25 protein-coding genes are annotated in these 23,504 nt (G+C 63.0%); 12 read left to right on the top strand and 13 right to left on the bottom strand.

Translation table 11 applies throughout. The features are described from left to right. Positions 1-74: 74 nt before the first annotated feature. The 4 genes from rph to AB0T83_RS15695 are packed head-to-tail and all read left to right on the top strand — an operon-like array spanning position 75 to position 2,903. Positions 75-785 carry a ribonuclease PH gene (gene rph, locus AB0T83_RS15710; RefSeq protein ID WP_366194166.1) on the top strand — a complete coding sequence of 237 codons (711 nt, stop codon included), beginning with the start codon at positions 75-77 and terminating at the stop codon, positions 783-785. After that, complete coding sequence (gene rdgB / locus AB0T83_RS15705) at positions 782-1,390, top strand: RdgB/HAM1 family non-canonical purine NTP pyrophosphatase (RefSeq protein WP_366194165.1); 609 nt, start codon at positions 782-784, stop codon at positions 1,388-1,390. Before rph ends, rdgB begins: the two co-directional genes overlap by 4 nt. Beyond that, the gene (gene hemW, locus AB0T83_RS15700; RefSeq protein ID WP_366194164.1) at positions 1,383-2,546 is read left to right on the top strand and encodes a radical SAM family heme chaperone HemW; all 1,164 of its coding nucleotides are present in this window, start codon (positions 1,383-1,385) and stop codon (positions 2,544-2,546) included. The genes rdgB and hemW overlap by 8 nt, the downstream gene beginning before the upstream one ends. Positions 2,547-2,549: 3 nt before the next feature. Continuing rightward, on the top strand, positions 2,550-2,903 hold the full coding sequence (locus AB0T83_RS15695; RefSeq protein WP_366194163.1) for a YbaN family protein: 354 nt from the start codon (positions 2,550-2,552) through the stop codon (positions 2,901-2,903). Here the strand turns inward: AB0T83_RS15695 and AB0T83_RS15690 are convergent. The 7 genes from AB0T83_RS15690 to hemJ form a co-directional block, all read right to left on the bottom strand. Then, entirely contained in the window at positions 2,878-3,732 is an 855-nt protein-coding gene (locus AB0T83_RS15690) for a ParB/RepB/Spo0J family partition protein (protein WP_366194162.1), read from the bottom strand. The genes AB0T83_RS15695 and AB0T83_RS15690 overlap by 26 nt on opposite strands. A gap of 66 nt (positions 3,733-3,798) precedes the next feature. Further along, on the bottom strand, positions 3,799-4,599 hold the full coding sequence (locus tag AB0T83_RS15685) for a ParA family protein (RefSeq protein WP_366194161.1): 801 nt from the start codon (positions 4,597-4,599) through the stop codon (positions 3,799-3,801). Further along, a complete protein-coding gene (rsmG, locus tag AB0T83_RS15680; protein WP_366194160.1) occupies positions 4,592-5,206 on the bottom strand; it encodes a 16S rRNA (guanine(527)-N(7))-methyltransferase RsmG in 615 nt (204 codons plus the stop codon). The genes AB0T83_RS15685 and rsmG overlap by 8 nt, the downstream gene beginning before the upstream one ends. Next, on the bottom strand, positions 5,203-7,080 hold the full coding sequence (gene mnmG / locus AB0T83_RS15675) for a tRNA uridine-5-carboxymethylaminomethyl(34) synthesis enzyme MnmG (RefSeq protein ID WP_366194159.1): 1,878 nt from the start codon (positions 7,078-7,080) through the stop codon (positions 5,203-5,205). The genes rsmG and mnmG overlap by 4 nt, the downstream gene beginning before the upstream one ends. A 2-nt stretch (positions 7,081-7,082) precedes the next feature. Beyond that, positions 7,083-8,369, bottom strand: coding sequence for a tRNA uridine-5-carboxymethylaminomethyl(34) synthesis GTPase MnmE (gene mnmE, locus AB0T83_RS15670; RefSeq protein ID WP_366194158.1), 1,287 nt, complete (start codon positions 8,367-8,369; stop codon positions 7,083-7,085). Positions 8,370-8,388: 19 nt separating this feature from the next. Continuing rightward, positions 8,389-9,672: a transcription termination factor Rho gene (rho, locus tag AB0T83_RS15665; protein ID WP_366194157.1), complete on the bottom strand. Its 1,284-nt coding sequence runs from the start codon at positions 9,670-9,672 to the stop codon at positions 8,389-8,391. Between the two features lie 135 nt (positions 9,673-9,807). Further along, the gene (gene hemJ, locus AB0T83_RS15660; protein ID WP_366194199.1) at positions 9,808-10,263 is read right to left on the bottom strand and encodes a protoporphyrinogen oxidase HemJ; all 456 of its coding nucleotides are present in this window, start codon (positions 10,261-10,263) and stop codon (positions 9,808-9,810) included. 408 nt (positions 10,264-10,671) lie between these two features. On the opposite strand from hemJ, the gene AB0T83_RS15655 reads away from it, so the two are divergent. From AB0T83_RS15655 to dnaQ, 4 genes are read left to right on the top strand one after another with little or no spacing between them, the layout of a single operon-like run. Further along, a complete protein-coding gene (locus tag AB0T83_RS15655) occupies positions 10,672-11,268 on the top strand; it encodes a Maf family protein (RefSeq protein ID WP_366194156.1) in 597 nt (198 codons plus the stop codon). Next, complete coding sequence (locus AB0T83_RS15650) at positions 11,265-12,098, top strand: shikimate dehydrogenase (RefSeq protein ID WP_366194155.1); 834 nt, start codon at positions 11,265-11,267, stop codon at positions 12,096-12,098. The genes AB0T83_RS15655 and AB0T83_RS15650 overlap by 4 nt, the downstream gene beginning before the upstream one ends. 35 nt (positions 12,099-12,133) lie before the next feature. Continuing rightward, positions 12,134-12,685 (top strand): dephospho-CoA kinase, encoded by a 552-nt coding sequence (gene coaE, locus AB0T83_RS15645; RefSeq protein ID WP_435891183.1) that lies wholly within the window; start codon positions 12,134-12,136, stop codon positions 12,683-12,685. Next, positions 12,678-13,391: a DNA polymerase III subunit epsilon gene (dnaQ, locus tag AB0T83_RS15640; RefSeq protein ID WP_366194153.1), complete on the top strand. Its 714-nt coding sequence runs from the start codon at positions 12,678-12,680 to the stop codon at positions 13,389-13,391. The genes coaE and dnaQ overlap by 8 nt, the downstream gene beginning before the upstream one ends. A 1-nt stretch (position 13,392) precedes the next feature. On the opposite strand, the gene secB is transcribed toward dnaQ, so the two are convergent. Both secB and AB0T83_RS15630 read right to left on the bottom strand, forming a co-directional pair. Then, entirely contained in the window at positions 13,393-13,905 is a 513-nt protein-coding gene (gene secB / locus AB0T83_RS15635) for a protein-export chaperone SecB (protein ID WP_366194152.1), read from the bottom strand. Between the two features lie 86 nt (positions 13,906-13,991). After that, the gene (locus AB0T83_RS15630) at positions 13,992-14,492 is read right to left on the bottom strand and encodes an FxsA family protein (protein ID WP_366194151.1); all 501 of its coding nucleotides are present in this window, start codon (positions 14,490-14,492) and stop codon (positions 13,992-13,994) included. Between the two features lie 109 nt (positions 14,493-14,601). On the opposite strand from AB0T83_RS15630, the gene AB0T83_RS15625 reads away from it, so the two are divergent. The 4 genes from AB0T83_RS15625 to AB0T83_RS15610 all read left to right on the top strand — a co-directional run bounded on the left by AB0T83_RS15625 (position 14,602) and on the right by AB0T83_RS15610 (position 18,620). After that, positions 14,602-15,267: a Tim44/TimA family putative adaptor protein gene (locus tag AB0T83_RS15625; protein ID WP_366194150.1), complete on the top strand. Its 666-nt coding sequence runs from the start codon at positions 14,602-14,604 to the stop codon at positions 15,265-15,267. A gap of 27 nt (positions 15,268-15,294) precedes the next feature. After that, positions 15,295-15,933 carry a Smr/MutS family protein gene (locus tag AB0T83_RS15620; protein WP_366194149.1) on the top strand — a complete coding sequence of 213 codons (639 nt, stop codon included), beginning with the start codon at positions 15,295-15,297 and terminating at the stop codon, positions 15,931-15,933. Positions 15,934-15,998: 65 nt separating this feature from the next. After that, complete coding sequence (hslU, locus tag AB0T83_RS15615; RefSeq protein WP_366194148.1) at positions 15,999-17,309, top strand: ATP-dependent protease ATPase subunit HslU; 1,311 nt, start codon at positions 15,999-16,001, stop codon at positions 17,307-17,309. 75 nt (positions 17,310-17,384) lie between these two features. Beyond that, on the top strand, positions 17,385-18,620 hold the full coding sequence (locus AB0T83_RS15610; RefSeq protein WP_366194147.1) for an MFS transporter: 1,236 nt from the start codon (positions 17,385-17,387) through the stop codon (positions 18,618-18,620). Here AB0T83_RS15610 and hslV read toward each other — a convergent pair. The 4 genes from hslV to AB0T83_RS15590 form a co-directional block, all read right to left on the bottom strand. Next, a complete protein-coding gene (gene hslV / locus AB0T83_RS15605) occupies positions 18,617-19,171 on the bottom strand; it encodes an ATP-dependent protease subunit HslV (RefSeq protein ID WP_366194146.1) in 555 nt (184 codons plus the stop codon). The genes AB0T83_RS15610 and hslV overlap by 4 nt on opposite strands. A 67-nt stretch (positions 19,172-19,238) precedes the next feature. Continuing rightward, positions 19,239-19,853, bottom strand: coding sequence for a response regulator (locus AB0T83_RS15600; protein ID WP_366194145.1), 615 nt, complete (start codon positions 19,851-19,853; stop codon positions 19,239-19,241). Positions 19,854-20,001: 148 nt separating this feature from the next. Then, on the bottom strand, positions 20,002-22,647 hold the full coding sequence (locus AB0T83_RS15595; protein ID WP_366194144.1) for a hybrid sensor histidine kinase/response regulator: 2,646 nt from the start codon (positions 22,645-22,647) through the stop codon (positions 20,002-20,004). An 11-nt stretch (positions 22,648-22,658) separates the two neighbouring features. After that, positions 22,659-23,168, bottom strand: coding sequence for a putative pterin-binding protein (locus AB0T83_RS15590; RefSeq protein WP_366194143.1), 510 nt, complete (start codon positions 23,166-23,168; stop codon positions 22,659-22,661). Positions 23,169-23,504: the final 336 nt, after the last annotated feature.

Below are 23,504 nucleotides of genomic sequence, written 5' to 3'. Positions count from 1 at the left end.
GCACAGCCCTTGCAGGCTTGAACCACACCGCCTTGCGAAGATAAGGGTTCGGCATCCCAACGCAAGGAAATGTCATGCGCCCGTCCGGCCGTAAACTCAACGAACTTCGCCCCGTGTCCATCGAAACCGATGTCACCCGCCACGCCGAGGGCTCTTGCCTGATCCGCATGGGCGACACCCATGTGCTCTGCACCGCTTCGCTGGAAGAGCGGGTGCCGCCGTTTCTGAAGAACTCGGGCCTTGGCTGGGTCACCGCCGAATACGGGATGCTGCCGCGTGCTACCCACAGCCGGATGCGGCGCGAGGCCAAGAACGGCCAGTCGGGCCGCACCCAGGAAATCCAGCGCCTGATCGGGCGCAGCTTGCGCGCCGGGCTGGACCGCGTCGCCCTGGGCGAACGCCAGATCACCATCGACTGCGACGTGATCCAGGCCGATGGCGGCACCCGCTGTGCTGCAATCACCGGCGGCTGGGTCGCGTTGCGCCTTGCGGTCAACAAGCTGATGAAGGCCGGCGACGTGATCTCGGATCCGCTGATCGATCCCATCGCGGCGGTCTCCTGCGGCATCTACGCCGGTCAGCCGGTGCTGGATCTGGACTATCCCGAAGACAGCGACGCGGGCGTCGATGGCAATTTCGTCATCACCGGGTCCGGCAAGCTGGTCGAGGTGCAGATGTCCGCCGAAGGCGCCGCCTTCACCCGTGCCCAGATGGGTGAGTTGCTGGATCTGGCCGACGCGGGCGTGTCCGAACTGGTCGCCGCCCAGAAGGCTGCCACCGCATGACCGGCAGGATCGGCGAAAAGCTGGTCATCGCCAGCCACAACGCGGGCAAGATCCGCGAGATCGGGGCGCTGATGGCGCCCTACGGGATCGAGGTCGTGTCGGTGAAAGAGCTTGGCTTCGACGAACCCGAGGAAACCGAGGACACGTTCGCCGGCAACGCGCGCATCAAGGCACATGCGGCGGCCAAGGCGGCGGGCCTGCCGGCCCTGTCGGACGACAGCGGCATCATGGTCGATGCCCTGGACGGCGCGCCGGGGGTCTATACCGCCGATTGGGCCGAAACGCCCGAGGGGCGCGATTTTCCGATGGCCATGAAAAAGGTCTGGGATCTGCTGGAGGAGAATGGCGCACCGGAACCCCGGACCGCGCATTTCTGCTGCACGCTGTGCGTGGCATGGCCGGATGGCAGCGACCTGCTGTTCGAAGGCCGTGCCTCGGGGCGGCTGGTCTGGCCCATGCGCGGCGAACAGGGCTTCGGCTTCGATCCGATCTTCCTGCCCGATGGCGAGACCGAAACCTTTGGCGAAATGGATCAGGCAAAGAAACACTCCATGAGCCACCGCGCCGATGCTTTCGCCAAGATGAAAGCGGGCCTGCTTGACTGAGCGCCCAGACTGGGAGGCCGGCGGGTTCGGCCTTTATATCCACTGGCCGTTCTGCGCCGCCAAATGCCCCTATTGCGACTTCAATTCCCATGTCGCGGCCACCATCGACCACACCCGCTGGCGCAAGGCCTATCTGGCGGAACTGCGGCGCGCGGCGCGCGAAACGCATGGTCGGGTGCTGAACACGGTGTTCTTCGGCGGTGGCACCCCCAGCCTGATGGACCCCGGCACGGTCGCCGCCATTCTGGACGAGGTGCGCCGCCTGTGGCCCATGGCGAACGATCCCGAAATCACGCTGGAGGCCAATCCAACCTCGGTCGAGGCCGGGAAGTTCCGCGCCTTCCGGCAAGGCGGGATCACACGGGTGTCGATGGGGGTACAATCGCTGCGCGACGATGACCTGCGCCGCCTCGGTCGGATGCACAGCGTGGCGGAAGCACGTCAAGCCTTTGATATTGCGCGGAAAGAATTTGATCGCGTCAGTTTCGACATGATCTATGCCCGTCAGGGACAAACCCGCGAAGGCTGGTCAGCGGAACTGACCGAAGCCCTGTCCATGGCCGTCGATCACCTCTCGGCCTACCAATTGACGATCGAACCCGGCACGGCTTTCGGCGACCGCTACGCGCGCGGCAAGCTGCGCGACTTGCCCGACGATGACCTGTCGGCGGACCTGTATGACCTGACGCAAGAGATCTGCACGGCGCATGGGATGCCCGCCTACGAGGTGTCGAACCACGCCGCGCCCGGATCGGAAAGCCGACACAACCTGATCTACTGGCGCTATGGCGACTACATCGGCATCGGTCCCGGCGCGCACGGTCGGGTCACCACGCCCGAAGGCCGCATGGCCAGCGAAACCCATCTCGCCCCCGGCGCGTGGCTGCAAGCAGTGGAACAGCGCGGCACCGGCGAAACCCTGCGCAGCACCCTGCCCGCCGCAGATCAGGCCGCCGAATACCTGATGATGAGCCTGCGCCTGTCCGAAGGCAGCGACCTGTCCCGGCTCGCCCGTCTGGACCTTGCCCCCGACGCCGCGCGCCTGTCACATCTGCAAGAGTTGGGGCTTGTTGCATTGACCGGATCGCGCCTGCGTGCGACCCAAGCCGGACGCCGGGTTCTGAACGGCGTGTTGCGCGAACTGCTGATGGACTGACCCATGCGCGTGCTCTGGTTGATGACAGGCTTTCTGGCCGTGGGAACGGGCACATTGGGCATCTTCCTGCCGCTGCTGCCCACCGTGCCGCTGATGATCCTGGCCGCGTTCTGCTTTGGAAAATCCTCGCCGCGCCTGCACAACTGGCTGGTGATGCATCCGGTCTATGGCGAGCACATCCGCGACTGGCACACCAAGGGCGCCATTCATCGCAACGCCAAGAAACTGGCCACGGTGTCGATCGCCGTGGCCTTCGGGCTGTCTGTCCTTCTGGGGGTTCGGGCCCAGATCCTGATGATCCAGGCCCTCGTTCTCTGTGCCGTGCTGATCTTTATATGGACGCGCCCGACGGTGTAAGGCTGAGCATCCGGCACAATTCATCCAGTTGATCCAGAGACTTGTAGCTGATGGTCAGTGATCCTGTCTCTTTTTCCGGCTTGTGGGCGATCTGCACCTTCATACCCAGGTTGGCCGACAGATCCTGTTCCAGAACCCGCGTGTCCGCGTCCTTCTCGTCATCAACCACGCGCGCCTTGCGCGGCGGCTTGGGCTCGGATTCCGCCTTGGCCAGCCGTTCCGTATCGCGCACCGACAGCCCCTTCTCGACCACCTTGCGGGCCAGAGCCACGGGGTCTTCGGTGGTGATCAGCGCACGGGCATGTCCCGCCGAAAGCCGCCCATCAACCAGGAACGCCTGCACTTCGGCGGGCAAGTTCAGCAGTCGCAGAAGGTTGGCGATGTGGCTCCGGCTCTTGCCCAAAGCCTCTGCCATCTTTTCCTGCGTGTGGCCAAACTTGTCCATCAACTGGCGATAGCCGGCGGCCTCTTCCACCGGGTTCAGATCGGCCCGCTGGATGTTTTCGATGATCGCCACTTCCAGAACCTCGGTGTCCGAGAAGTCCCGCACCAGAACCGGAAGCTCGTGCAACTGCGCCATTTGCGAAGCACGCCAGCGACGTTCCCCCGCGACGATCTGATACTTAGCATCCCCGTTCGGCCATTTCCGCACGATCAGGGGCTGGATCACGCCCTTCTCGCGGATCGAGTTGGCCAAGTCGGTCAGATCCTGATCCCCGAACCGACGCCGCGGCTGATCCGGGTTCGGTGCGATATCTTCGATGGGAACCACCAGTTCGCCGCGCGGCGCGACGCTCTCATTGGCCTCTATCGGAGCCACATCCGCCATCAAGGCAGACAGGCCTCGGCCCAATCCGCGTTTCTCTCCACCCATATCTAGCCCTGCCTTATTGTTTTATGCCGATATGCTGTGATAGCGCGCAAGAAGCTCGTCTGCCAAGTCCCCATATGCAATCGCGCCCTTCGAATTCGGATCATAGTCCAGAACCGGCACCGCATGGGACGGCGCTTCGCTCACCCGCACGTTGCGCGGCACGATGGTCTTGAACACCAGTTCGCCCAGGGTTTCGCGTGCGTCGATCTCGACCTGCTGTGCCAGACGATTACGCTGATCGTGCATCGTCAGCAGCACGCCCTCGATGCGCAGATCGGGGTTTGCGGTCTGGCGCACCTCCCGGATGGTCAGCATCAGCTGCGACAGGCCTTCCAGCGCGAAAAACTCGCTTTGCAGTGGGATCAGGATGGAATCCGAGGCCACCATGGCGTTGACGGTCAACAGGTTCAGCGACGGCGGGCAGTCAATCAGGACATAGTCCACACCAAGTTCGGCCATCACCGGGCTTCGAAGGATATCCCGCAGGATGAAACTGCGGCGCTCGTTGGCGACAAGCTCGATATCCGCGGAGCTGAGGTCGGTCGTGGCCGGGGCGATCAGGATATTGTCGATCGACGTTGCACACAGAACCTCTCCCAACGGCGCGCCGTCGATCAGAAGGTCGTAGGTGCTTTTTCCCCGCGCACCCATCTCAACGCCCAGACCTGTGGAGGCATTGCCCTGGGGGTCGATATCAATAACGAGGCTGGAAAATCCCCGCTTTTCAAGGGCCGAGGCAAGGTTGATGGTCGTGGTGGTCTTGCCGACCCCGCCCTTCTGATTGGCAATTGCGATAATGCGCGGTGTGGAGAACTCAGACACGTCTCGGGGCTCCGATCTTGAACAAAACTGCTTGGGCGTCAGTCAAACTGGTAATCTCTTGCACCTCGAACTGCCAGTGCTTTCGGGCCTCAGACAGTTCTTCTGCATGGCGCGCGCCTTTGGGGAAGATGGCGGTCCCCTTCGGTGCAAGGTGCCGCTCCGCAAACCCCAACAGTTCGGCAAGAGGCGCCAAAGCGCGCGCGCTCAGATACTGGGCATTCTGGGGTGGGACGGCCTCGATGCGCGCATCCAGAACCGAAAAGGGCGTGGATGTTTCACGTGAAACAGTGCGCAGGAAGGCGGCCTTACGTTGGTCGCTTTCAATGCAGGTCAGGGTGACATCCCGCGCCAGTTCCTGCGCCAGAATAGCAACAACTGCACCGGGAAAGCCGCCGCCGCTTCCCAAATCAACCCAGGAACCGCCCTTGGGCGTCACAGCCGCATAGACCTGCGCGGAATCCACGATATGACGGTCCCAGAGTTGGTCGAGAGATTTCTGAGACACCAGGTTGATCTTGCGCGTCCATTTTCGCACCAGATCGGCGTAGATGGACAGCTTTTCCAGTGTTTCACGTGAAACATCGAGGCCTGCAAGGCTGTGCGTCACGCCCGTTTCTCCTGACGCGCCGGGCGCAATCGCACCAGCAGCAACGACAGGGCTGCCGGTGTCATCCCTTCCAGTCGCGCCGCTTGCGCCACGGATGCTGGACGTGTCCGGTTAAGCTTTGTCTTCAATTCGTTCGAAAGGCCGGAAATTCCGTCAAAGTCAAAGTCCGCCGGAATTTTCACCGCTTCATCGCGCTTCAACAAGGCGACGTCCCTGGCCTGCCGGTCCAGATACTTGGAATAGAGCGCATCGCGCCACAACTGGGTTTGCACCTCTGGGTCGAGGCTTTCGTGGGCCGGGTTCAGTGCAAGAATGTTGGTGAAAGAAGCGTTCGGGAAGGACAGCAGGTCCCAACTGGTGCGGCGACCGCCGTCGGCAGCAACCTTGATGCCTGCCGCCAGAATCTCGCGTGGCGTCCAGCTTTCTGCTTCCAGGGCGGTGCGCCCCCCAGCCAGATCTTCCATCTTCTGATGGAATGCGGCCTTCCGGGTCTCACCAACACAACCAAGTTCCAGACCCACGGGGGTCAGGCGTTGATCCGCGTTGTCGGCCCGCAGGGACAGCCGGAATTCCGCCCGCGATGTGAACATGCGATATGGCTCCGCCACACCTCGGGTGGTGAGATCGTCAATCATTACGCCGATATAGGAGTTGGAACGCTCAAAGGTCACGCCCCCCTCACCCACTGCATGTCGTGCGGCATTCAACCCAGCCACAAGACCTTGCGCCGCGGCCTCTTCATATCCCGTGGTGCCGTTGATCTGGCCAGCCAGATAGAGGCCCGGTTGTTCCCGCAACTCCAGGTTCAGGTTCAGCGCCCGCGGGTCGACATAGTCGTACTCGATCGCGTATCCGGGCTGGAGGATCCGGACGTTCTCAAGGCCGACAATCGACCGCACATAAGCCTCTTGAACATCCTCTGGCAGGGATGTCGAAATGCCATTCGGGTAGACGGTCGGATCGTCCAGCCCTTCTGGCTCCAGGAACACTTGGTGACTGTCCTTGTCCGCGAAACGCACGACCTTGTCCTCGATTGACGGGCAATATCGTGGGCCGACTCCTTCGATATGGCCGCCATACATCGCGGATCGAGTGAGGTTTTTCTGAATGATTTCATGCGTGCGCGCGTTGGTATGGGTAATCCCGCAACTGACCTGACGTGTCGTGGTGGATGTCGTCAGAAATGAGAAATAGGTCGGTTGATCGTCGCCCGGCTGCTCCTCGAGAACCCCCCAATCGATTGTCCGACCATCCAGACGGGGGGGAGTTCCTGTTTTTAGGCGGCCCAGAGGCAATCCCATGTCCGAAAACCGGGCTGCAAGCTTGTTGGAAGGATCCTCCCCCATCCGCCCTGCAGGATATGAGACATCGCCTATATGCACGACGCCGCGCAAGAATGTGCCTGTGGTGATGACAACGGCCCTGGTGGGCAGAACCGAACCATCCCCAAGCACAATACCTGACACTCTACCGTCGTTGATGGCGACATCCGTGACCTCTGCACCAATGACCGACAGGTTTGGTACCGCCGCGAGCCTCTGCTGCATGGTGTCACGGTAGATCTTGCGATCCGACTGCGCCCGTGGACCCTGTACGGCCGGGCCCTTGCGACGATTGAGGAGCCGGAACTGGATCCCTGCCTTGTCAGCCACGGGACTCATGATGCCATCCATGGCATCAATCTCGCGCACAAGATGACCTTTCCCGAGACCGCCAATGGCCGGGTTGCAGGACATCACGCCGATCTTGCTGGTATCCAGCGTGACCAGAGCGACACGAACACCCAGGCGCGCGGCAGCATGGGTAGCCTCACAGCCTGCATGGCCACCGCCAACCACCACCACGTCGAAGCTGTCATGTTTCACGTGAAACATTGTCATTTTCCCAGACAGAAGCTGCTGAAGATCTCATCCAGCACATTTTCTACATCAATACGGCCGACCAGAGCGTCCAGTGTCGCAACCGCAAGACGGATATCCTCGACGGCCAGTTCGGTTGGACGGTCGCCCATCTCTAGCGCATTAAGGGCTGATTCCAAAACCGTGCGCGCGTGCGTCATCGCTTGACGGTGGCGTTCTTGCACCGCCAGCCCGGCCGTGCTGGCGCGACCCTGCAAACACTCCTGCACATGGGATAGCAGGTCGGTGACCCCTTCCCCCGTCTTTCCGGAAATCCCAGGCCTAGTACTGGCGGCAAGGTCTGACTTTCCCCGCAGGATCAAATCATCCTGTGTGATCGTCACGCCAACGGGAACCGCTCCATCTGTGAGTACAATGCGAAGATCGGCCAGGTTCGCGCGCGCGACGGCGCGTTCGATGCCCAGCCCTTCGACCACATCTTCGGTTTCGCGCAAGCCCGCCGTGTCCAGGAACGTCACGGGTAGCCCCCCAACATCCATGCGCACTTCGATCACGTCCCGGGTGGTGCCGGCGATGTCCGACGTGATCGCCGCATCTCGCCCCGCCAGTGTGTTCAGAAGCGTGGACTTCCCGATGTTGGGCGGGCCGACGATGGCAACCTCGAATCCGTCTCGGATTCGTTCGGCCGCCTGAAATCCGGAAATCTCCTGCGACAGGCTGGCGGTCACCCGGCGCAACAACTGCGTGACCTCGGGTGTCACATCCACCGGGACCTCTTCATCGGCAAAGTCGATGGTGACCTCGAGAAGCGCCATGGCCCGGATCAAATCGTGTCGCCAGCTTTCTGTCTTCCGCCCCAAGGCGCCGGACAGAACGCGCAGCGCCTGTTTCCGCTGGGCTTCGGTTTCGGCGTCGATCAGATCGGCCAGACCTTCGACCTCGGTGAGATCCAGCTGTCCGTTCTCCAGGGCACGGCGGGTGAACTCTCCCGGTTCGGCGAGACGCAGATGCGGAAGTTGTGAAAGGGCGTGCAACAGGGCCGCAACCGTCGCGCGCGAGCCATGCACCTGGAATTCGGCAGATATCTCCCCGGTGAACGACGCACCTTCGGAAAAGGTCAGGATCAGGGCAGAATCGATCAGGCCGCCATCGGCATCGCGCAGGTCGCACAGCGTCGCGCGCCGGGGGTCCGGCACGCGACCGCACAGGGTCTTTACCGCATCAAGGGCGTGCGGCCCCGAAACCCGGACGACCGCGACACCCGCTTTGCCCTGTGCCGTAGCAAGGGCATATATGGTGTCCATAGCGCAAACCTACACAATATCAAGAGTTCATGGAGTCAAAGAACTCTGAATTCGACTTGGTTTGTTTCAGTTTGGAGATCAGGAACTCGATGGCATCGGTGGTGCCCATCGGGTTCAGGATACGGCGCAGGACATAGGTTTTCTGCAGGTTGATCTTGTCGACCAGCAGATCCTCTTTCCGGGTGCCGGACTTGAGGATATCCATCGCCGGGAAGACGCGCTTGTCGGCGACTTTCCTGTCAAGAACAATTTCCGAGTTACCGGTGCCCTTGAATTCCTCGAAAATGACCTCGTCCATACGCGAGCCGGTATCGATCAGCGCGGTCGCGATGATGGTCAGCGACCCGCCCTCCTCGATGTTCCGTGCGGCGCCGAAGAAGCGCTTGGGACGTTGCAGGGCATTGGCATCCACACCGCCGGTCAGCACCTTGCCTGAGGACGGCACAGTGGTGTTGTAGGCCCGGCCCAGGCGGGTGATCGAGTCCAACAGGATGACCACGTCGCGCTTGTGCTCGACCAGACGCTTGGCCTTCTCGATGACCATCTCGGACACGCCGACGTGGCGCGAGGCCGGTTCGTCAAAAGTCGAGGAGACAACCTCGCCCTTCACCGAGCGTTGCATGTCGGTCACCTCTTCCGGGCGTTCGTCGATCAGCAGGACGATCAGATAGCACTCGGGGTGGTTGCGGGCGATCGACGCGGCGATGTTCTGCAACAGAACCGTCTTACCGGTCCGTGGCGGCGCCACGATCAGCGAGCGCTGGCCCTTCCCGATCGGGGCCACCAGGTCGATGATACGCGCGGAGCGATCCTTGATGGTGGGATCCTCGATCTCCATGTTCAGGCGCTCGTCCGGGTACAGCGGCGTCAGGTTGTCGAAGGCGATCTTGTGACGCGCGCGTTCGGGCGCCTCGAAGTTGATCTTCGTGACCTTGGTCAGCGCGAAATAGCGTTCGTTGTCCCGTGGCGACTGGATCACCCCTTCGATGGTGTCGCCGGTGCGCAGGGACCATTGGCGGATCATGTCGGGAGAGACGTAGATGTCATCGGGGCCCGGCAGATAGTTGGCCTCGGGCGATCTCAGGAAGCCGAAGCCGTCCTGCAGAACTTCAAGAACACCGTCACCGGAGATTTCCCAGCCTTCCTCCGCGCGTTCGCGCAGGATCTGGAACATCATCTCGCCCTTGCGCATGGTCGAGGCGTTCTCGATTTCGAGTTCCTCTGCCATCGCCAGCAGATCGGTGGGGCTTTTTGCTTTGAGGTCCGAGAGGTTCACCCGGTCCTGGGAAACTGCAATATTCATACAATGCGCTCCGGCGCTCGTGATCCGGGATCACGGTTCAGCTCAACTTGCGGCAGTCGGAAAATGACGGACGGACGCCCGTTACAAGCGGTATATAGACTTTCGCAATTCGAAGTCAACGAAACCGCGCCAACGTCAGAACGGGCGGGCAATCACCGACACGACGATGACGATCATCAGGACCGTCGGAACCTCGTTCATCAGCCGGAAATCGCGGCCTGTGCGCGTGTTCTTTCCCGCCAGGAAGTCCTTGCGACGGTATCCGCACCAGTGATGGAACCAGGTCATTGCAATGATGGCCGCCGCTTTCGTGTAGGGCCAGACCGCGCCCCAGTCGACGATTCCGGGCGTGAACGCCAACGCCAGCCCGAAGATCCATGTGGCAACCATTGCCGGGTTCATGATGAAGCGCAGAAGCTTGCGTTCCATGGTTTCGAAGATTTCTTCCGTCTCCGGCCCGGCCGCAGCCACCCGCTCTACATGATAGACGAAAAGGCGGGGCATGTAGAAAAGCCCTGCCATCCAGGCAATCACCGAGATGACATGCAAGGATTTTGTCCACGGGTACAGGTTGACAAGCAGATCGGACATGTTTGCTCCCTTGGTTGGCAGCACTTCAAAACAATAAAGAAAGAGAAAAGAAAAGATGATGTTGTAGGTAGTACAGGGGATATTGGGGATTAAGGATTTATCAACAGGATTGTTCCATGTGGGTAGATTCTGCCCCTGACACATCGAATGTCCGGAAAGTAACTAAAATACATTTTAAAACAGATACTTGCCAGACGAAGCTGAAACACAACCTGTGGATAAGTTTGCGGATACCCCTTGAGTCACTAAAGCTGACCTACCAGCATGGGAAAACTTGTCTACCGGGGACGAACCTGGGTGCGGATTTGACTTTATCCCCCCCGCGCGAGAGGTTGCCGAAACTGTCCCGGTTCGTCCCGACGTCGTGCACCGCCCCTCCGCAGAGTCCCACACAGAGTTATCCACAAGATGCAGAAATTTGTACTGGCTTCCGGTTCGGCGACGCGTCAGGCGATGCTGACCGCGGCAGGACTGGACTTCGAGGTTGAAAAGCCCCGGCTGGACGAAGACGCGATCCGCGCGTCGATGGAAGCCGAAGGCGCCCCTCCTCGCGACATTGCCGATCTTCTGGCGGAAATGAAGGCGCGCAAGATCAGCGATAAACGACCCGGCGCGCTGGTGCTGGGTTGCGATCAGGTGCTGGACTTTGACGGCCGCGCTCTTGGTAAGCCCGCCGACCGCGAAGCAGCGGCCGAACAACTCCTCCAGTTGCGCGGCAAGACCCACCGGCTGCTCTCGGCGGCGGTTTTGGTGCGCGACAATCAGCCGATCTGGCGGCATGTCGGCATGGTTCGGCTGACCATGCGCGAGTTTTCCGATGCCTACCTTGCGGGCTACCTGGATCGCAACTGGCCGGGGCTGGGTGATTCGGTCGGCGGTTACAAGCTGGAAGAAGAAGGCGTGCGGTTGTTTTCCAGGATCCAGGGCGACTATTTCAACGTTCTCGGGCTGCCGCTGCTGGAGCTTCTGAACACCCTGACCCTGCGAGGAGATATCGAAGGATGAGTGCGGACCCTATCCCCCTGGCGGGCGTCATCGGCTGGCCGATCTGGCATTCCAAATCCCCGCGCGTGCACGGCTATTGGCTGAACTTCCTCGGTATAAAGGGGCATTACATCCCGATGAACGTGGCGCCCGAGGACCTGGAGACCGTGCTGCACAGCCTGCCAAAGGCGGGGTTCGTCGGCTGCAATGTCACCATTCCCCACAAGGAGGCGGTGCTGGCCCTCGCCGATGAGGTCAGCGACCGGGCGGCACGTGTGGGCGCGGCCAATACGCTGGTGTTCAAGGACGGCAAGATCCATGCCGACAACACCGATGGTTACGGCTTTATCGCCAACCTGAAGCAGAACGCGCCCGACTGGCAGCCCGATGCCGGACCAGCGGCGGTCTTTGGTGCCGGCGGCGCGGCGCGCGGGGTCATCGACGGGCTGCTGACAGCCGGGGTGCCCGAGATCCGGCTGACCAATCGCACGCGGGAACGGGCCGAGGCGCTGGCCGAACATTTCGGAGATAAGGTCACGGTCATCGCCTGGGATCGGGCCGAGATCGCCGCCGAGGGGGCCAATACGCTGGTCAACACGACCTCGCTGGGGATGGAGGGCCAACCGCCCTTCACCCTGTCACTGGCCGGGGCGGCCAAGGGCGCGCTGGCGACCGACATCGTCTATGTACCTCTGGACACGCCGTTTTTGATCGAGGCGCGCAAGCAGGGTCTGGAAACCGTCGATGGGCTGGGGATGCTGCTGCATCAGGCGGTTCCGGGGTTCAACGCCTGGTTCGGAACCTCGCCGGCGGTGGATGCGGCCCTGCGGGACGTGGTCTTGGCACCGTGAGCGCGTTTCGGCTGGGGCTGACCGGTTCGATCGGCATGGGAAAGTCGACGGCGGCGAAGATGTTCGCAGACGCGGGTTGCGATGTCTGGGATGCCGATGCGGCGGTGCATCGGCTGTACGCGCCCGGTGGCGCGGCGGTGGCGCCACTGGCGGCCCTGCATCCCGAGGCGGTGGTGGATGGTGCGGTTTCTCGCCCGGCGCTGAAGGCGTGGATCGACGCGGACCCCAGCGCGCTGGCCCGTATCGAACAGGTCGTGCATCCGCTCGTGGCCGCCGACCGCGATGACTTTGCCGCGCGAAGTACCGCACCGGTCACCGTCTTCGACATTCCGCTGTTGTTCGAAAATGGTACCGAGGCCCAGATGGATGCAGTGGCCGTGGTGTCTGCCCCTGCGCAGGTGCAGCGCGACCGCGTGCTGGCGCGCGGCACCATGACCGAGGCGCAGTTCGAATCCATTCTGGCAAAACAGATGCCCGATGCAGACAAGCGCGCGCGGGCGGATTACATTATTCGTTCCACTAGCTTTGCGCAGACACAGGCGGATGTGGACCGGATATTGCAGGAGATTGGGCAAAGCCATGCGTGAGATCGTTCTGGACACCGAAACCACAGGCTTCGAGCCCTCCGAAGGTCACCGCCTGGTCGAGATCGGCGGCGTCGAACTGCTCAACCACATGCCCACCGGCCGGGTCTATCACCAATACATCAACCCGAAACGCGGCATGCCCAAGGATGCATTCGAAGTGCATGGAATCAGCGAAGAATTCCTGGCAGACAAGCCGGTGTTCGAACGGGTCGGGCAGGAGTTCCTCGACTTCGTGCAGGACGCCACGCTGGTCATCCATAACGCCTCGTTCGACATGAAATTCCTGAATGCCGAGCTGGGCTGGGCCGGGTTGCGTACCCTGCCCATGTCGCAGGCACTGGACACGCTGGCCATCGCGCGCAAGAAGTTTCCGGGCTCGCCCGCCTCGCTGGATGCGCTGTGCCGCCGTTTTGGCATCGACAATTCGGCGCGCGAAAAGCACGGCGCACTTCTGGACAGCGAAATTCTGGCCGAGGTCTATCTGGAGTTGATCGGGGGGCGTCAGCCGGGGTTCATGCTGGCGCAGAACCGGGGCGGCGGTGCGGATCAGCGCGGCGGCGAAGACTGGCGTCCGCGTCCGCGGCCCAACCCGCTGCCCGCACGCCTGACGGAGGCCGAGGCGCAGGCGCATGAGGTGTTCATCGAGGCCCTGGGCGACGATGCGGTCTGGCGGCGGTACCTGCCCGCCGCCGAGACAAAGGGCTAGGTCAGGCCTGCGGCACGGCGGGCGCGGCCTCGGCGGCTTCAGCCTGGGCGCGGCGCGCCAGTTCCTGACGGTAGATCGCCACGAAATCGACGTTGTCCAGGTTCAGCGGCGGGAAGCCGCCGTCACGGGTCACGTCCGACACGATGCGACGGACATAGGGGAACAGCATCCGCGGGCATTCGATCAGCAGGAAGGGGTGCAGCTGCTGATCGGGCACGCCTTCGATGTGGAAAACACCGCCGTATTCCAGCTCTAGCGCGAACAAAACCGACTGGTCTTCCTTGTTTTTCGAGGTGACAGTGAATTTGGTCAGCACTTCGTACTGGTTGTCCACCGGGCGTTTCTTGGCGTCCAGGTTGACCTGTACTTGCACGTCCGGCTTCACATCGCCGTTGATGCCTTTCTGGGCCACGATGTTCTCAAAGGACATGTCCCGGATGTACTGGGCCAGGACCTGCATCTTGACCGGTGTCTGCTGGGCAGCACCGTTGGGTGCGGGGGCGTCATCGTTCATCGTTTTCTCCGAAGATAGAAGTCAATTTGCCGTGGGCGTATCAGCTAGGCCCCGGCGTCACAAGCATTGCGCGGCACGGGGCAGGGTCAGTCTTGCGTCCACTTTGACGGCCGGGTGCCGGGGCGCGGTTCGATCTCGTCGGGGTCGACCTCGTAGAATTCGCCGTCGATCACCCCGTCACCGGGCCTGCCCCGCGACATGGGGCCGCTGTTCTGCGCCGGGCCGGTGGAAAACGACGTTACTTTCACCCGGCTGCGCAGGTAGGTGAACACGCGCTCGCGCACCGCCGGCACCAGCAGCGCAAAGCCCACCGCATCGGTGAAAAACCCCGGTGTCAGCAGCAACACTCCGGACAGCAGGATCATCGCCCCATGCGCCAGCGGGCCGGTGGGATCGGCCATCTCTTCGAACGAGCGTTGGATCTGCCCCAGCGCGGCCAGACCCTGGCTACGCACCAGCGCCGTGCCGGCAATGGCGGTGCCGACGACGATCGCCAGCGTGGGCCACAGACCCAGCCAGCCGCCGACCTGGATGAACAGACCGATCTCGATCAGGGGGATGGCGATGAAGGCGAACAGTAGCCACATGTGAATTCTCGCGTTTTTGCGTCCGGCCAGTTGGTGGACTTGTGATATGCTGTCACCTACATAAGAAACTCATGCCCGTTCTGCTATCCCATTGCCCTGAGAGGTCTCCATGAGCTCGTCAATTATCCAACTCCTCGTGCTTGCCGGGATCGCCGTATTCCTGGTCCTGCGGCTCAAAGGCGTGTTGGGTACCCGTGAGGGTTTCGAAAAACCCCCCCTGACGTCTGCGGGCGCCAAGTCCGATGACAGGTCGCGGCCCGATCTTGAAGTGATCGAAGGCGGACCGGACCACGACATCGTCGATCATGTGGACCCCGACAGCCCGGCCGCGCAAGCGCTGGCCGAGATGAAGCGGGTCGACGGCAGCTTCCTGGTGGGCGAGTTCCTGCAAGGCGCACGAGGTGCCTATGAAATGATCCTGATGGCGTTCGAAAAGGGCGACATTTCCGAGATCGAGCCGTTTCTGGCCGACGACGTGCGTGAAAGCTTTGCCGAGGTGATCGCCGCGCGGGAAGAACAGGGCCTGTCCATCGACGCCAGTTTCGTCGGCGTGCGCGAGGTCAAGCTGGTGACCGCCGCCTTCGACCCGGCGACCTCGGAAGGGGAACTGACGGTGCGGTTTGTTGGCGAGTTGACCTCGGTGGTGCGCAACCTGTCGGGCGAGATCGTCGAAGGCGACCCGAACGAGATCAAGCGCCAGCGCGATGTCTGGACCTTTGCCCGCGTCATGGGCACCGACGATCCCAACTGGCAGCTCGTCGCCACCGGCGAATGATCCCGTACCGGTTGGGAGCGTTCTGCCATGGCCCGCCGTCGCCGCCGTTCCTCGCTGACGGATGAAGATCGCGAACTCTGGTCGCAGGTGGCGCAAAGCATTGCGCCCCTGAAGCCGGAAAAGGCCAATCTGGGTGATCTTCTGGGTTCGGCCACGCCGATGCCCGACCCCCGTGTCCAGAAAGCGCCCGCCCCGGCGCCCACGGCCAGCCTTGCCCCCGACCTGCCCGCCTTTCGCATCGGCAGCCGCGCCCCGGCGTCCGCCCCGGTTCAGCACACGCCCGCGCCGGGCATCGCCGAACATCTCAAGCACATGCCAAGCCGCGTGGACGCCCGCACCATGGGCAAGATCCGGCGCGGCAAGTTGCGTCCCGAGGGCCGTCTGGACCTGCACGGGATGACACTGGCGCAGGCGCACCCTGCCCTTTTGCGTTTCATTGCAGAGAGTTATCACAAGCATCGCCGCCTGGTCCTGATCATCACCGGCAAGGGCAAGGATCGCGACGAAGGCTATGCCATGCCGGTGCCGCGCGGCGTGCTGCGCCATCAGGTGCCGCATTGGCTGCATGGGCAGAACCTGTCGGCGATGGTGCTGCAGGTGATGCCCGCGCATCTGCGCCACGGCGGCGACGGCGCCTATTACGTCTATCTCAAGCGGCAGCGCTGATTGCCACGCGCCCCTTGGCACCGGGCCGCAGGCACCATACATCGCCTGCAACGAAAGGACGGACCATGACCACCCTGACCCCGCGCGAGATCGTTTCCGAGCTTGACCGTTTCATCATCGGCCAGGCCGATGCCAAGCGCGCCGTCGCCGTTGCCCTGCGCAACCGCTGGCGCCGCAAGCAACTGCCCGATGACCTGCGCGACGAGGTTTATCCCAAGAACATCCTGATGATCGGCCCGACCGGCGTCGGCAAGACCGAGATCTCGCGGCGGCTGGCGAAACTGGCCAGGGCGCCCTTCCTGAAGGTCGAGGCCACCAAATTCACCGAGGTCGGCTATGTGGGCCGTGATGTGGAACAGATCATCCGCGATCTGGTGGATGCAGCCATCATCCAGACCCGCGAACAGATGCGCGAGGACGTGAAGGCCAAGGCGCAACAGGCCGCCGAGGATCGGGTGATTGAGGCCATCGCCGGCAAGGATGCCCGGGAAGGAACCCGCGAAAAGTTCCGTGAAAAACTGCACCGTGGCGATCTGGACGGTCATGAGATCGAGCTGGAGGTCACCGATACCTCAAGCCCCTTCCCGATGATGGATATTCCCGGTCAGCCCGGCATGGGCGGCGCGGGAATGATGAACATTGGCGACATCTTCGGCAAGGCTTTCGGCGGGCGCACGGTGAAACGCAAGCTGACCGTGGGCGACAGTTACGAGGTACTGATCTCGGAAGAGGCCGACAAGCTGCTGGATGACGAGGTGGTCACCAAGGCCGCGCTGGAATCGGTGCAGGAAAACGGCATCGTGTTTCTGGACGAGATCGACAAGGTCTGCGCCCGGCAGGACGTGCGCGGCGGCGATGTCAGCCGCGAAGGCGTGCAGCGCGACCTGCTGCCCCTGATCGAAGGCACCACCGTATCCACCAAGCACGGGACCGTGAAAACCGATCACATCCTGTTCATCGCCTCGGGCGCCTTCCACATCGCCAAACCCTCGGACCTGCTGCCCGAACTTCAGGGCCGTCTGCCGATCCGGGTCGAGTTGCGGGCGCTGACCGAAGGCGATTTCGTGCGCATCCTGACCGAAACCGACAACGCCCTGACCTTGCAATACCGGGCGCTGATGGCCACCGAGGAAGTTGTCGTCGAATTCACCGAAGACGGCATCGCCGCGCTGGCGCGCATTGCCGCCGAGGTCAACCAGAGCGTTGAAAACATCGGCGCAAGGCGGCTCTATACCATCCTGGAACGGGTGTTCGAAGATCTCAGCTTCACCGCGCCGGACCGTTCCGGCGATCAGGTCGAGATCAACGCCGCCTTCGTCGAGAAGCATCTGGGCGATCTGGCAAGATCCGCCGACCTCAGCCGCTACGTGTTGTAGGCGGGCGGGTCTTTGCAGCGGCGGTCAGGCCAGATAGTCTGACCGCACGCCTGCCCCCAAACCCGAGTCCCGACCATGCAAATCCCCGATCCCCGCTTCCTGCGGTCCAACGCCCCTTGGCTCAGCGCCGGGTTTCTGATCGCGTTCGGGTCGGGCTATGGCCAGACCTTTTTCATCGCGGTCTTCGCGGCGGAGTTGCAGGCGGAATTCGGGCTCAGTCATGCCGGTTGGGGCGCGCTTTACAGTGCCGGCACGCTGCTGTCGGCGCTGGCGATGATCTGGGCCGGGGGCTGGGCCGACCGGATGCGGGTGCGCAGCCTTGGGGCGCTGATCGTGCTGGGCATGGCGGCGTCCTGTCTGGGGATGGCGACGGTGGCGTCTCCGGCGATGCTGGTGATCGTCATCCTGGGGCTGCGGTTCTTCGGTCAGGGCATGTCCACCAATCTGGCCAGTATCGCCATGGCGCGGTGGTTTGCGTCGAACCGGGGCAAGGCGCTGGCCTTTGCCACGCTGGGGGTTGCCGCCGCCGAGGCGCTGCTGCCGGTGGGGTTCGTGGCGCTGAAGCCGATGATGTCGTGGCGCATGTTGTGGGGACTGGCCGCCGTGCTGGCGCTTCTGGCGATCCCGGTGCTGTTGGTATTGTTGCGACGCGAACGCATTCCGCAAAGCCTGTCGGACGCCACCCATGCGCCGGGCATGGCCGGGCGGCACTGGACCCGCGCGCAGGCGCTGCGTCATCCGCTGTTCTGGTGCGCCTTGCCCAGCGTCATGAGCCCGGCAATCTTCATGACCGCCTTCTACTTCCATCAGGTGCATCTGGCGCAGGCCAAGGGGCTGGCCCATGCGCAACTTGTGACGCTGTTCCCGCTGGCGACGCTGGTGTCGGTCAGCGCCGTCATCGGGTCGGGCATCCTGATCGACCGTCTGGGCGCGCGCCGCCTGATGACGCTGTTTCAATTGCCGATGGCAGTGGGCTTCGCGGTGCTGGGGCTCGGTACGGGGCTGGGACTGGCGGCGGTGGGCCTGATGCTGATGGCCGCGACCATGGGCGGTTTCATGACCGTGGCCAGCGCTTTCTGGGCCGAGTTCTACGGCACCCGTCACATGGGGTCGATCCGCGCCGGAGCAGCCTCGGCCATGGTGCTGGGCAGCGCCATCGGCCCGGTGGTCACCGGCGCGCTGATCGACGCCGGCGTGCCGATGGATCGCCAGATGCCGCTGTATTCACTGATCTTTCTGGTGAACACGGTGATCCTGGCGGCGGGGTTCGCGGCCAGTGCCCGGCGCGGCGAAACCCCGGTCCGGGTCTAGCCGATGGTTTCGACCGTCAGGTTGCCATTGGTGAACACGCAGATATCGGCGGCGATGGCCATGGCCTTGCGGGCGACCTCTTCGGCGTCCAGATCCGACTCCATCAACCCGCGCGCCGCCGCCAGCGCATAGTTCCCGCCCGAGCCGATGGCGGTCACGTCATGTTCCGGCTCCAGTACGTCGCCGGCCCCGGTGATGACCAGAAGCTCCTTGCCATCGGTGACGATCAGCATCGCTTCCAGCTTTTGCAGGTACTTGTCGGTGCGCCAGTCCTTGGCCAGTTCGACGCTGGCGCGGGCCAGTTGGCCGGGGGTGGCTTCCAGCTTGGTCTCAAGGCGTTCCAGCAGCGTGAAGGCGTCGGCGGTCGAGCCTGCAAAGCCCGCCACCACGTCGAAGCCGCCGGGGCTGAGCCGCCGGACCTTGCGCGCCGTGCCCTTGATGACCGTGTTGCCCAGGGATACCTGCCCGTCGCCGGCGATCACCACCTTGCCGCCCTTGCGGACGCCGATGATGGTGGTGCCATGCCAGCCGGGGAATTCATTGTCGCTCATGCCGCCTCCGAAGTTGCTGCTGCGGTATATGGCAATGCTGCGGCGCGGGAACAAGGCGGGTGCGCGCTTAGAACAGCCCGGCTTCCTTGGCGATCATCGCCGCATGGGTGCGGTTGCGCGCTTCCAGCTTGTTGGTCAGCGTCTTGACGTGAAGCTTGATGGTGACCTCCTGCAGGTCCAATTCGCGCGCGATTTCCTTGTTCGACATGCCCCGGCACAGGCCGCTGAGGACCTGCATCTCGCGTTCGCTCAGCTTCTTGGCGATGGGGTTGACCTCGACCTCTTCCTCGGCAGTCATGAAGGCCACGGGCACATAGGTCTCCCCCGCCGCCATGAAGCGGATGGCGTTGACCAGCGATTTGGCGGGCAGGGTCTTGGGCAGAAAGCCGACGGCGCCCGCATCCAGCGCCTCTTGCGCCACGGATTTGGGCGCGGTGCCGGACATGATCGCCACCGGCTTGCCGTCGTTCATATCCATGGCGCGGTGCAGCCCCTCAAGGCCGTTCATGCCGGGCATGGTGTAGTCCAGCAGTACCAGGTCGAAACTGCCGTTTGCCTTGATCCGCTCGCAGGCCAGATCAAGGTTTTCGACGGTTTCCACCTCGATCCCGCCCTGTCCGGTCAAAAAGGCCGCAAGAGTTTCGCGCACAAGATCATGATCGTCGGCAATGAGTACTTCCAAAATTCACGCTCCATGTCACCCGAAGGATCGGGGTCTTGCCCTGACATTCAGGTAATTCGACGTGTTCTGCAAACAATTTCAAGTTGCTTGGGGCCGGGGGCGCAGCGGCAGTAGGAAGGCGGCGTCCGCGACGGGTGGCTGACCAGTGTCATTTCCGGCTGTCGGCGGTCTGCATATCCGAATACCGGCTTCGTGTCCGCGCCCAGATCGCCGCGATCTCGGGCAGGCGGTCGTGCATCTGGCCGGTCTGGCCGGATTTGCCCAGTCGTTCCATCTCGGCCAGCCAGTCGTGCAGGTCGCGGGCGCCGAACACCGCCGCCGAGCCGGCCAGATGGTGCAGTGTCGCCAGTAGCGCATGGTCGTCGGAAGCAGCCTGCGGCGCGGCGGTCAGGCCGTCCACGGTTCTGTCGGCCTCGGCGAGGAAAGCGTCGACCAGCTTGGCCAGACGATCCGCCCCGACCTCTTGCGCCATGGTGTCCAGCCGGGACTGGTCCACGGGCGTGTCTGCGTCGGGTGCGGATTGCGCGGGTTCGTCTGGGCTGGCCGGTTTGCCGCGCGCCAGGTTCAGGGCGATTTGCAGCGCCTCGCGCGTGATCGGCTTGGTCAGGCTGTGATCCATGCCCGCGGCCTTGAAGCGCGAGATTTCCTCCAGCATGGCATGGGCGGTCAGCGCCACGATGGGCGCGCCGGAGGAGGCGCCGTCGCGGGCGCGGATCAGCCGGGTGGCCTCGATCCCGTCCATATGCGGCATCGAGATGTCCATCAGGATAAGGTCGAAGCTGTGGTCCCGCGCCGCGTCAGCGCCTTCCAGGCCGTCCTTGGCCTCGGTCACCGAATGCCCAGCGGTTTCCAGCATCTCGCGCACCACTAACCGGTTGATTTCATTGTCTTCCACCACCAGTATCCGCAAGGGTGCCTGACCCCGCTCCGCCGGGGTCGTGGCCTCGGGCAGCAGTGGCACCACCGGCGCAAGAACATCCACCTCGGCAGTGGCGCCGACGGGTGCCGGGGGCATCGGGATCCGGATCCAGAACAGGCTGCCTTCGCCGGGTTCGCTCTCGACCCCGATATCGCCGTTCATGGCGCGGGCCATGCGCCGCGCGATGCCCAGACCCAGCCCGGTGCCGGTGTTCTGCCGGTCATAGGTGGCGTCGAGGGTGACGAAATCGCTGAACACCCGCTCGATGTCCTCGGGTGCGATTCCGATCCCGGTGTCCGACACGCTGATTTCCACCATGTCGTCATAGCCCAGCCGATCGACCGAAATATGGATCATGCCGTTGCGGGTGAATTTCACCGCGTTGCCCACAAGGTTCAGCAGGATCTGGCGCAGGCGCACCGGATCGCTCACCACCAGCGATTTTCCCGGCGGCAGCAGCGAGACCTCTATGGCGTTGCCTGCGGCCTCGGCCACGGTCTGTTGGCCTTCGACCACGTCGCGCACCAGATCCGACAGATCCACCACGCGCCGGTCGATGCCCATCTTTCCCGATTCCAGCCGCGCCACGTCCAGCACGTCATTGACGTGATGCAGCAGCAACTGGCCCGAGCGGTTGGCGACCGACAGGTATTTCTTCTGACGTGCGGACAGATCGGTCTCGCCCAGCAATTCCAGAGTGCCCAGCATGCCGTTCAGCGGCGTGCGCATCTCGTGGCTCATGACGGCCAGCAGTTCGGCCTTGGCGCGTTCGCCCGCCATGGCCTTGTCGCGCGCCTGCCGCAGCGCCTGTTCGGTGGCGACCCGCCCGGTGATGTCGCGCAGGAAGGCCACGAAGATCTCGGCGCCATCCTGCTGCCGGGTGGCCGAGACCGACAGTTCCACCGGGAAGGTGCTGCCGTTCTTGCGCCGCGCTTCCAGCTTGATGCGCCCGCGCCCGATGACCCGGCGCTCGCCGGTGGTGACATAGTGGTGGAACCCCTCGGCATGGGCCTTGCGCAGGTGCGGGGGCACCATCACGTCCTCGATGGTGCGGCCCAGAACCTCGTCGCGGGTATAGCCGAAGATGTCCTCCGCGCCGCCGTTGAATTCCTGGATAACGCCGCTGCGGTCCGACACCACCACCGCATCCAGCGCCGTGGTGACCACCGCCGAGATGCGGTCGGCGGACAGGCGGGCATCCTCCGCATGGCTGTGCAACACCCGCGAAAACCGCCACAGCATGAAGATCAGCAAGGTCAGGATGAAAACCAGCACCAGCGTGATCGCGGCCACGCGGTTCAGGGTTTCGGCAATGCCTTCCCGCCGTTCGTCCGACCGTTCCGCAAAGAACGAGATGCCATGCAGCCCCAGCATCCGCACATCGTCGTGGATCGCATCGAACCGCGTGATCAACGCGTCAAGGTTGTCCAGCAGCATCTGGTCCGGCCCGTCGATATAGGGCAGGGCGTCGGTGATGGCGGCCCACGTCTCGGCCAGCGCGGGCTGGAAATCGGCCTGCTCGCGCACCTCGCGGAACAGGTCGCTGCTGCGCAGGGTGTCGATGCGGCTGTAGAGGATGTCGAAATGCTGGCGCAACTGGGGCAGGGCGTCGATGCCATGGACGCCGACGTCGCGCAGGGCATGGTCAAAGACCAGGTATTCGACTTCGACCTGCGACAGCGACCATTGCACGTTGTCCGACCGCGCCTTGGCCAGGCTTTCGACCTTGGCGGCGAAATCGCTGGCGACGAACCAGACCATGCCGGCCAGCGTCGCGATCGCCACCACGAAAGTGGCATAGTGCAACAAGGTGGTGCGCGGTTTGGCTCCGGTCTTGAGACCGGTACGCGCGCCCGAAGGGACCTTCGCAAACATCTCCCGCACCCTCAGGGCAGAACCCGGATATGCCCAAGCTGCCAGACACTGCGGGAATAGATCACCTCTGTCTGGAAGGAATCGTCCTGATCATAGGGATAGACGATCCACAACGGACCCTTGTCGCGCACGGACATGGGCGCCCCGTTCACCTGATCGGCGATGATCGGATAGTCGCCCAGATCTTCCATCGGGATTTCCATGCTGTAGTCGTTGATGGCGATGGCCACGATGTGGCTGCCCTGTGCGCCCACATGTTTAAGCACCGCCAGCAGGGGCACGCCGCTGAAGGTGGTCGCTTCTTCGGTCCAGATGGTTTCGGTGGTGAATTCGACGCGCGGCAGCCCGGCCAGCATGTCCCGGTCGAAATGCGCCAGATCACCGACATTGGTGTGTTGGATGCTGCCGCTGAGGGTCAGGATCACCGTGTCGGTGGGCATCGGCAAGGTCCCGTTGGCGGCGCTGCCGGTGGCGACACCCAGGGCCAGGAGGACGGCAGATGCACGGATTGGCACGGTCATTGCAATCTCCAACGGACAACGGGCAGGGACAAAGGCTGTCAACTAACATATCGTCCGCACTTTGGAATCGCGAACAAGTCTTTTGCATAGCCCCCTATCCAAAAGCATAGGCGGCCTTGAATATTGCGCGAGAATTCGCACGCCACAGCCTTGGGCTGTGCGAAATTCCGCACAGGTACACGGGCCCAAACCTCGCCGGTATTATCTAATCGCCTGAAATTGCGACGGTTTCACCCATTTTCGGCGGTGCCCGCATGATCTGTTGAACGGTCTCTCTTGATGGTGATGATGGGATTGGGGACGCGCAGATTTGTGTGTTCGTGTTTCAGCGACTGA

Source organism: Meridianimarinicoccus marinus (assembly GCF_040689105.1).
Lineage (GTDB): Bacteria > Pseudomonadota > Alphaproteobacteria > Rhodobacterales > Rhodobacteraceae > Meridianimarinicoccus > Meridianimarinicoccus marinus.
This window is presented reverse-complemented; position numbering and strand designations above follow the sequence as displayed.

What these genes read in the sequence shown, in the direction of transcription:
- rph (WP_366194166.1), top strand. Translation starts at nt 75, where the DNA reads ATGCGCCCGTCCGGCCGTAAACTCAACGAACTTCGCCCCGTGTCCATC.
- rdgB (WP_366194165.1), top strand. Translation starts at nt 782, where the DNA reads ATGACCGGCAGGATCGGCGAAAAGCTGGTCATCGCCAGCCACAACGCG.
- AB0T83_RS15695 (WP_366194163.1), top strand. Translation starts at nt 2,550, where the DNA reads ATGCGCGTGCTCTGGTTGATGACAGGCTTTCTGGCCGTGGGAACGGGC.
- AB0T83_RS15690 (WP_366194162.1), bottom strand. Translation starts at nt 3,732, where the DNA reads ATGGCGGATGTGGCTCCGATAGAGGCCAATGAGAGCGTCGCGCCGCGC.
- mnmG (WP_366194159.1), bottom strand. Translation starts at nt 7,080, where the DNA reads ATGTTTCACGTGAAACATGACAGCTTCGACGTGGTGGTGGTTGGCGGT.
- mnmE (WP_366194158.1), bottom strand. Translation starts at nt 8,369, where the DNA reads ATGGACACCATATATGCCCTTGCTACGGCACAGGGCAAAGCGGGTGTC.
- rho (WP_366194157.1), bottom strand. Translation starts at nt 9,672, where the DNA reads ATGAATATTGCAGTTTCCCAGGACCGGGTGAACCTCTCGGACCTCAAA.
- hemJ (WP_366194199.1), bottom strand. Translation starts at nt 10,263, where the DNA reads ATGTCCGATCTGCTTGTCAACCTGTACCCGTGGACAAAATCCTTGCAT.
- AB0T83_RS15655 (WP_366194156.1), top strand. Translation starts at nt 10,672, where the DNA reads ATGCAGAAATTTGTACTGGCTTCCGGTTCGGCGACGCGTCAGGCGATG.
- AB0T83_RS15650 (WP_366194155.1), top strand. Translation starts at nt 11,265, where the DNA reads ATGAGTGCGGACCCTATCCCCCTGGCGGGCGTCATCGGCTGGCCGATC.
- coaE (WP_435891183.1), top strand. Translation starts at nt 12,134, where the DNA reads ATGGGAAAGTCGACGGCGGCGAAGATGTTCGCAGACGCGGGTTGCGAT.
- dnaQ (WP_366194153.1), top strand. Translation starts at nt 12,678, where the DNA reads ATGCGTGAGATCGTTCTGGACACCGAAACCACAGGCTTCGAGCCCTCC.
- secB (WP_366194152.1), bottom strand. Translation starts at nt 13,905, where the DNA reads ATGAACGATGACGCCCCCGCACCCAACGGTGCTGCCCAGCAGACACCG.
- AB0T83_RS15630 (WP_366194151.1), bottom strand. Translation starts at nt 14,492, where the DNA reads ATGTGGCTACTGTTCGCCTTCATCGCCATCCCCCTGATCGAGATCGGT.
- AB0T83_RS15625 (WP_366194150.1), top strand. Translation starts at nt 14,602, where the DNA reads ATGAGCTCGTCAATTATCCAACTCCTCGTGCTTGCCGGGATCGCCGTA.
- AB0T83_RS15620 (WP_366194149.1), top strand. Translation starts at nt 15,295, where the DNA reads ATGGCCCGCCGTCGCCGCCGTTCCTCGCTGACGGATGAAGATCGCGAA.
- hslU (WP_366194148.1), top strand. Translation starts at nt 15,999, where the DNA reads ATGACCACCCTGACCCCGCGCGAGATCGTTTCCGAGCTTGACCGTTTC.
- AB0T83_RS15610 (WP_366194147.1), top strand. Translation starts at nt 17,385, where the DNA reads ATGCAAATCCCCGATCCCCGCTTCCTGCGGTCCAACGCCCCTTGGCTC.
- hslV (WP_366194146.1), bottom strand. Translation starts at nt 19,171, where the DNA reads ATGAGCGACAATGAATTCCCCGGCTGGCATGGCACCACCATCATCGGC.
- AB0T83_RS15595 (WP_366194144.1), bottom strand. Translation starts at nt 22,647, where the DNA reads ATGTTTGCGAAGGTCCCTTCGGGCGCGCGTACCGGTCTCAAGACCGGA.
- AB0T83_RS15590 (WP_366194143.1), bottom strand. Translation starts at nt 23,168, where the DNA reads ATGACCGTGCCAATCCGTGCATCTGCCGTCCTCCTGGCCCTGGGTGTC.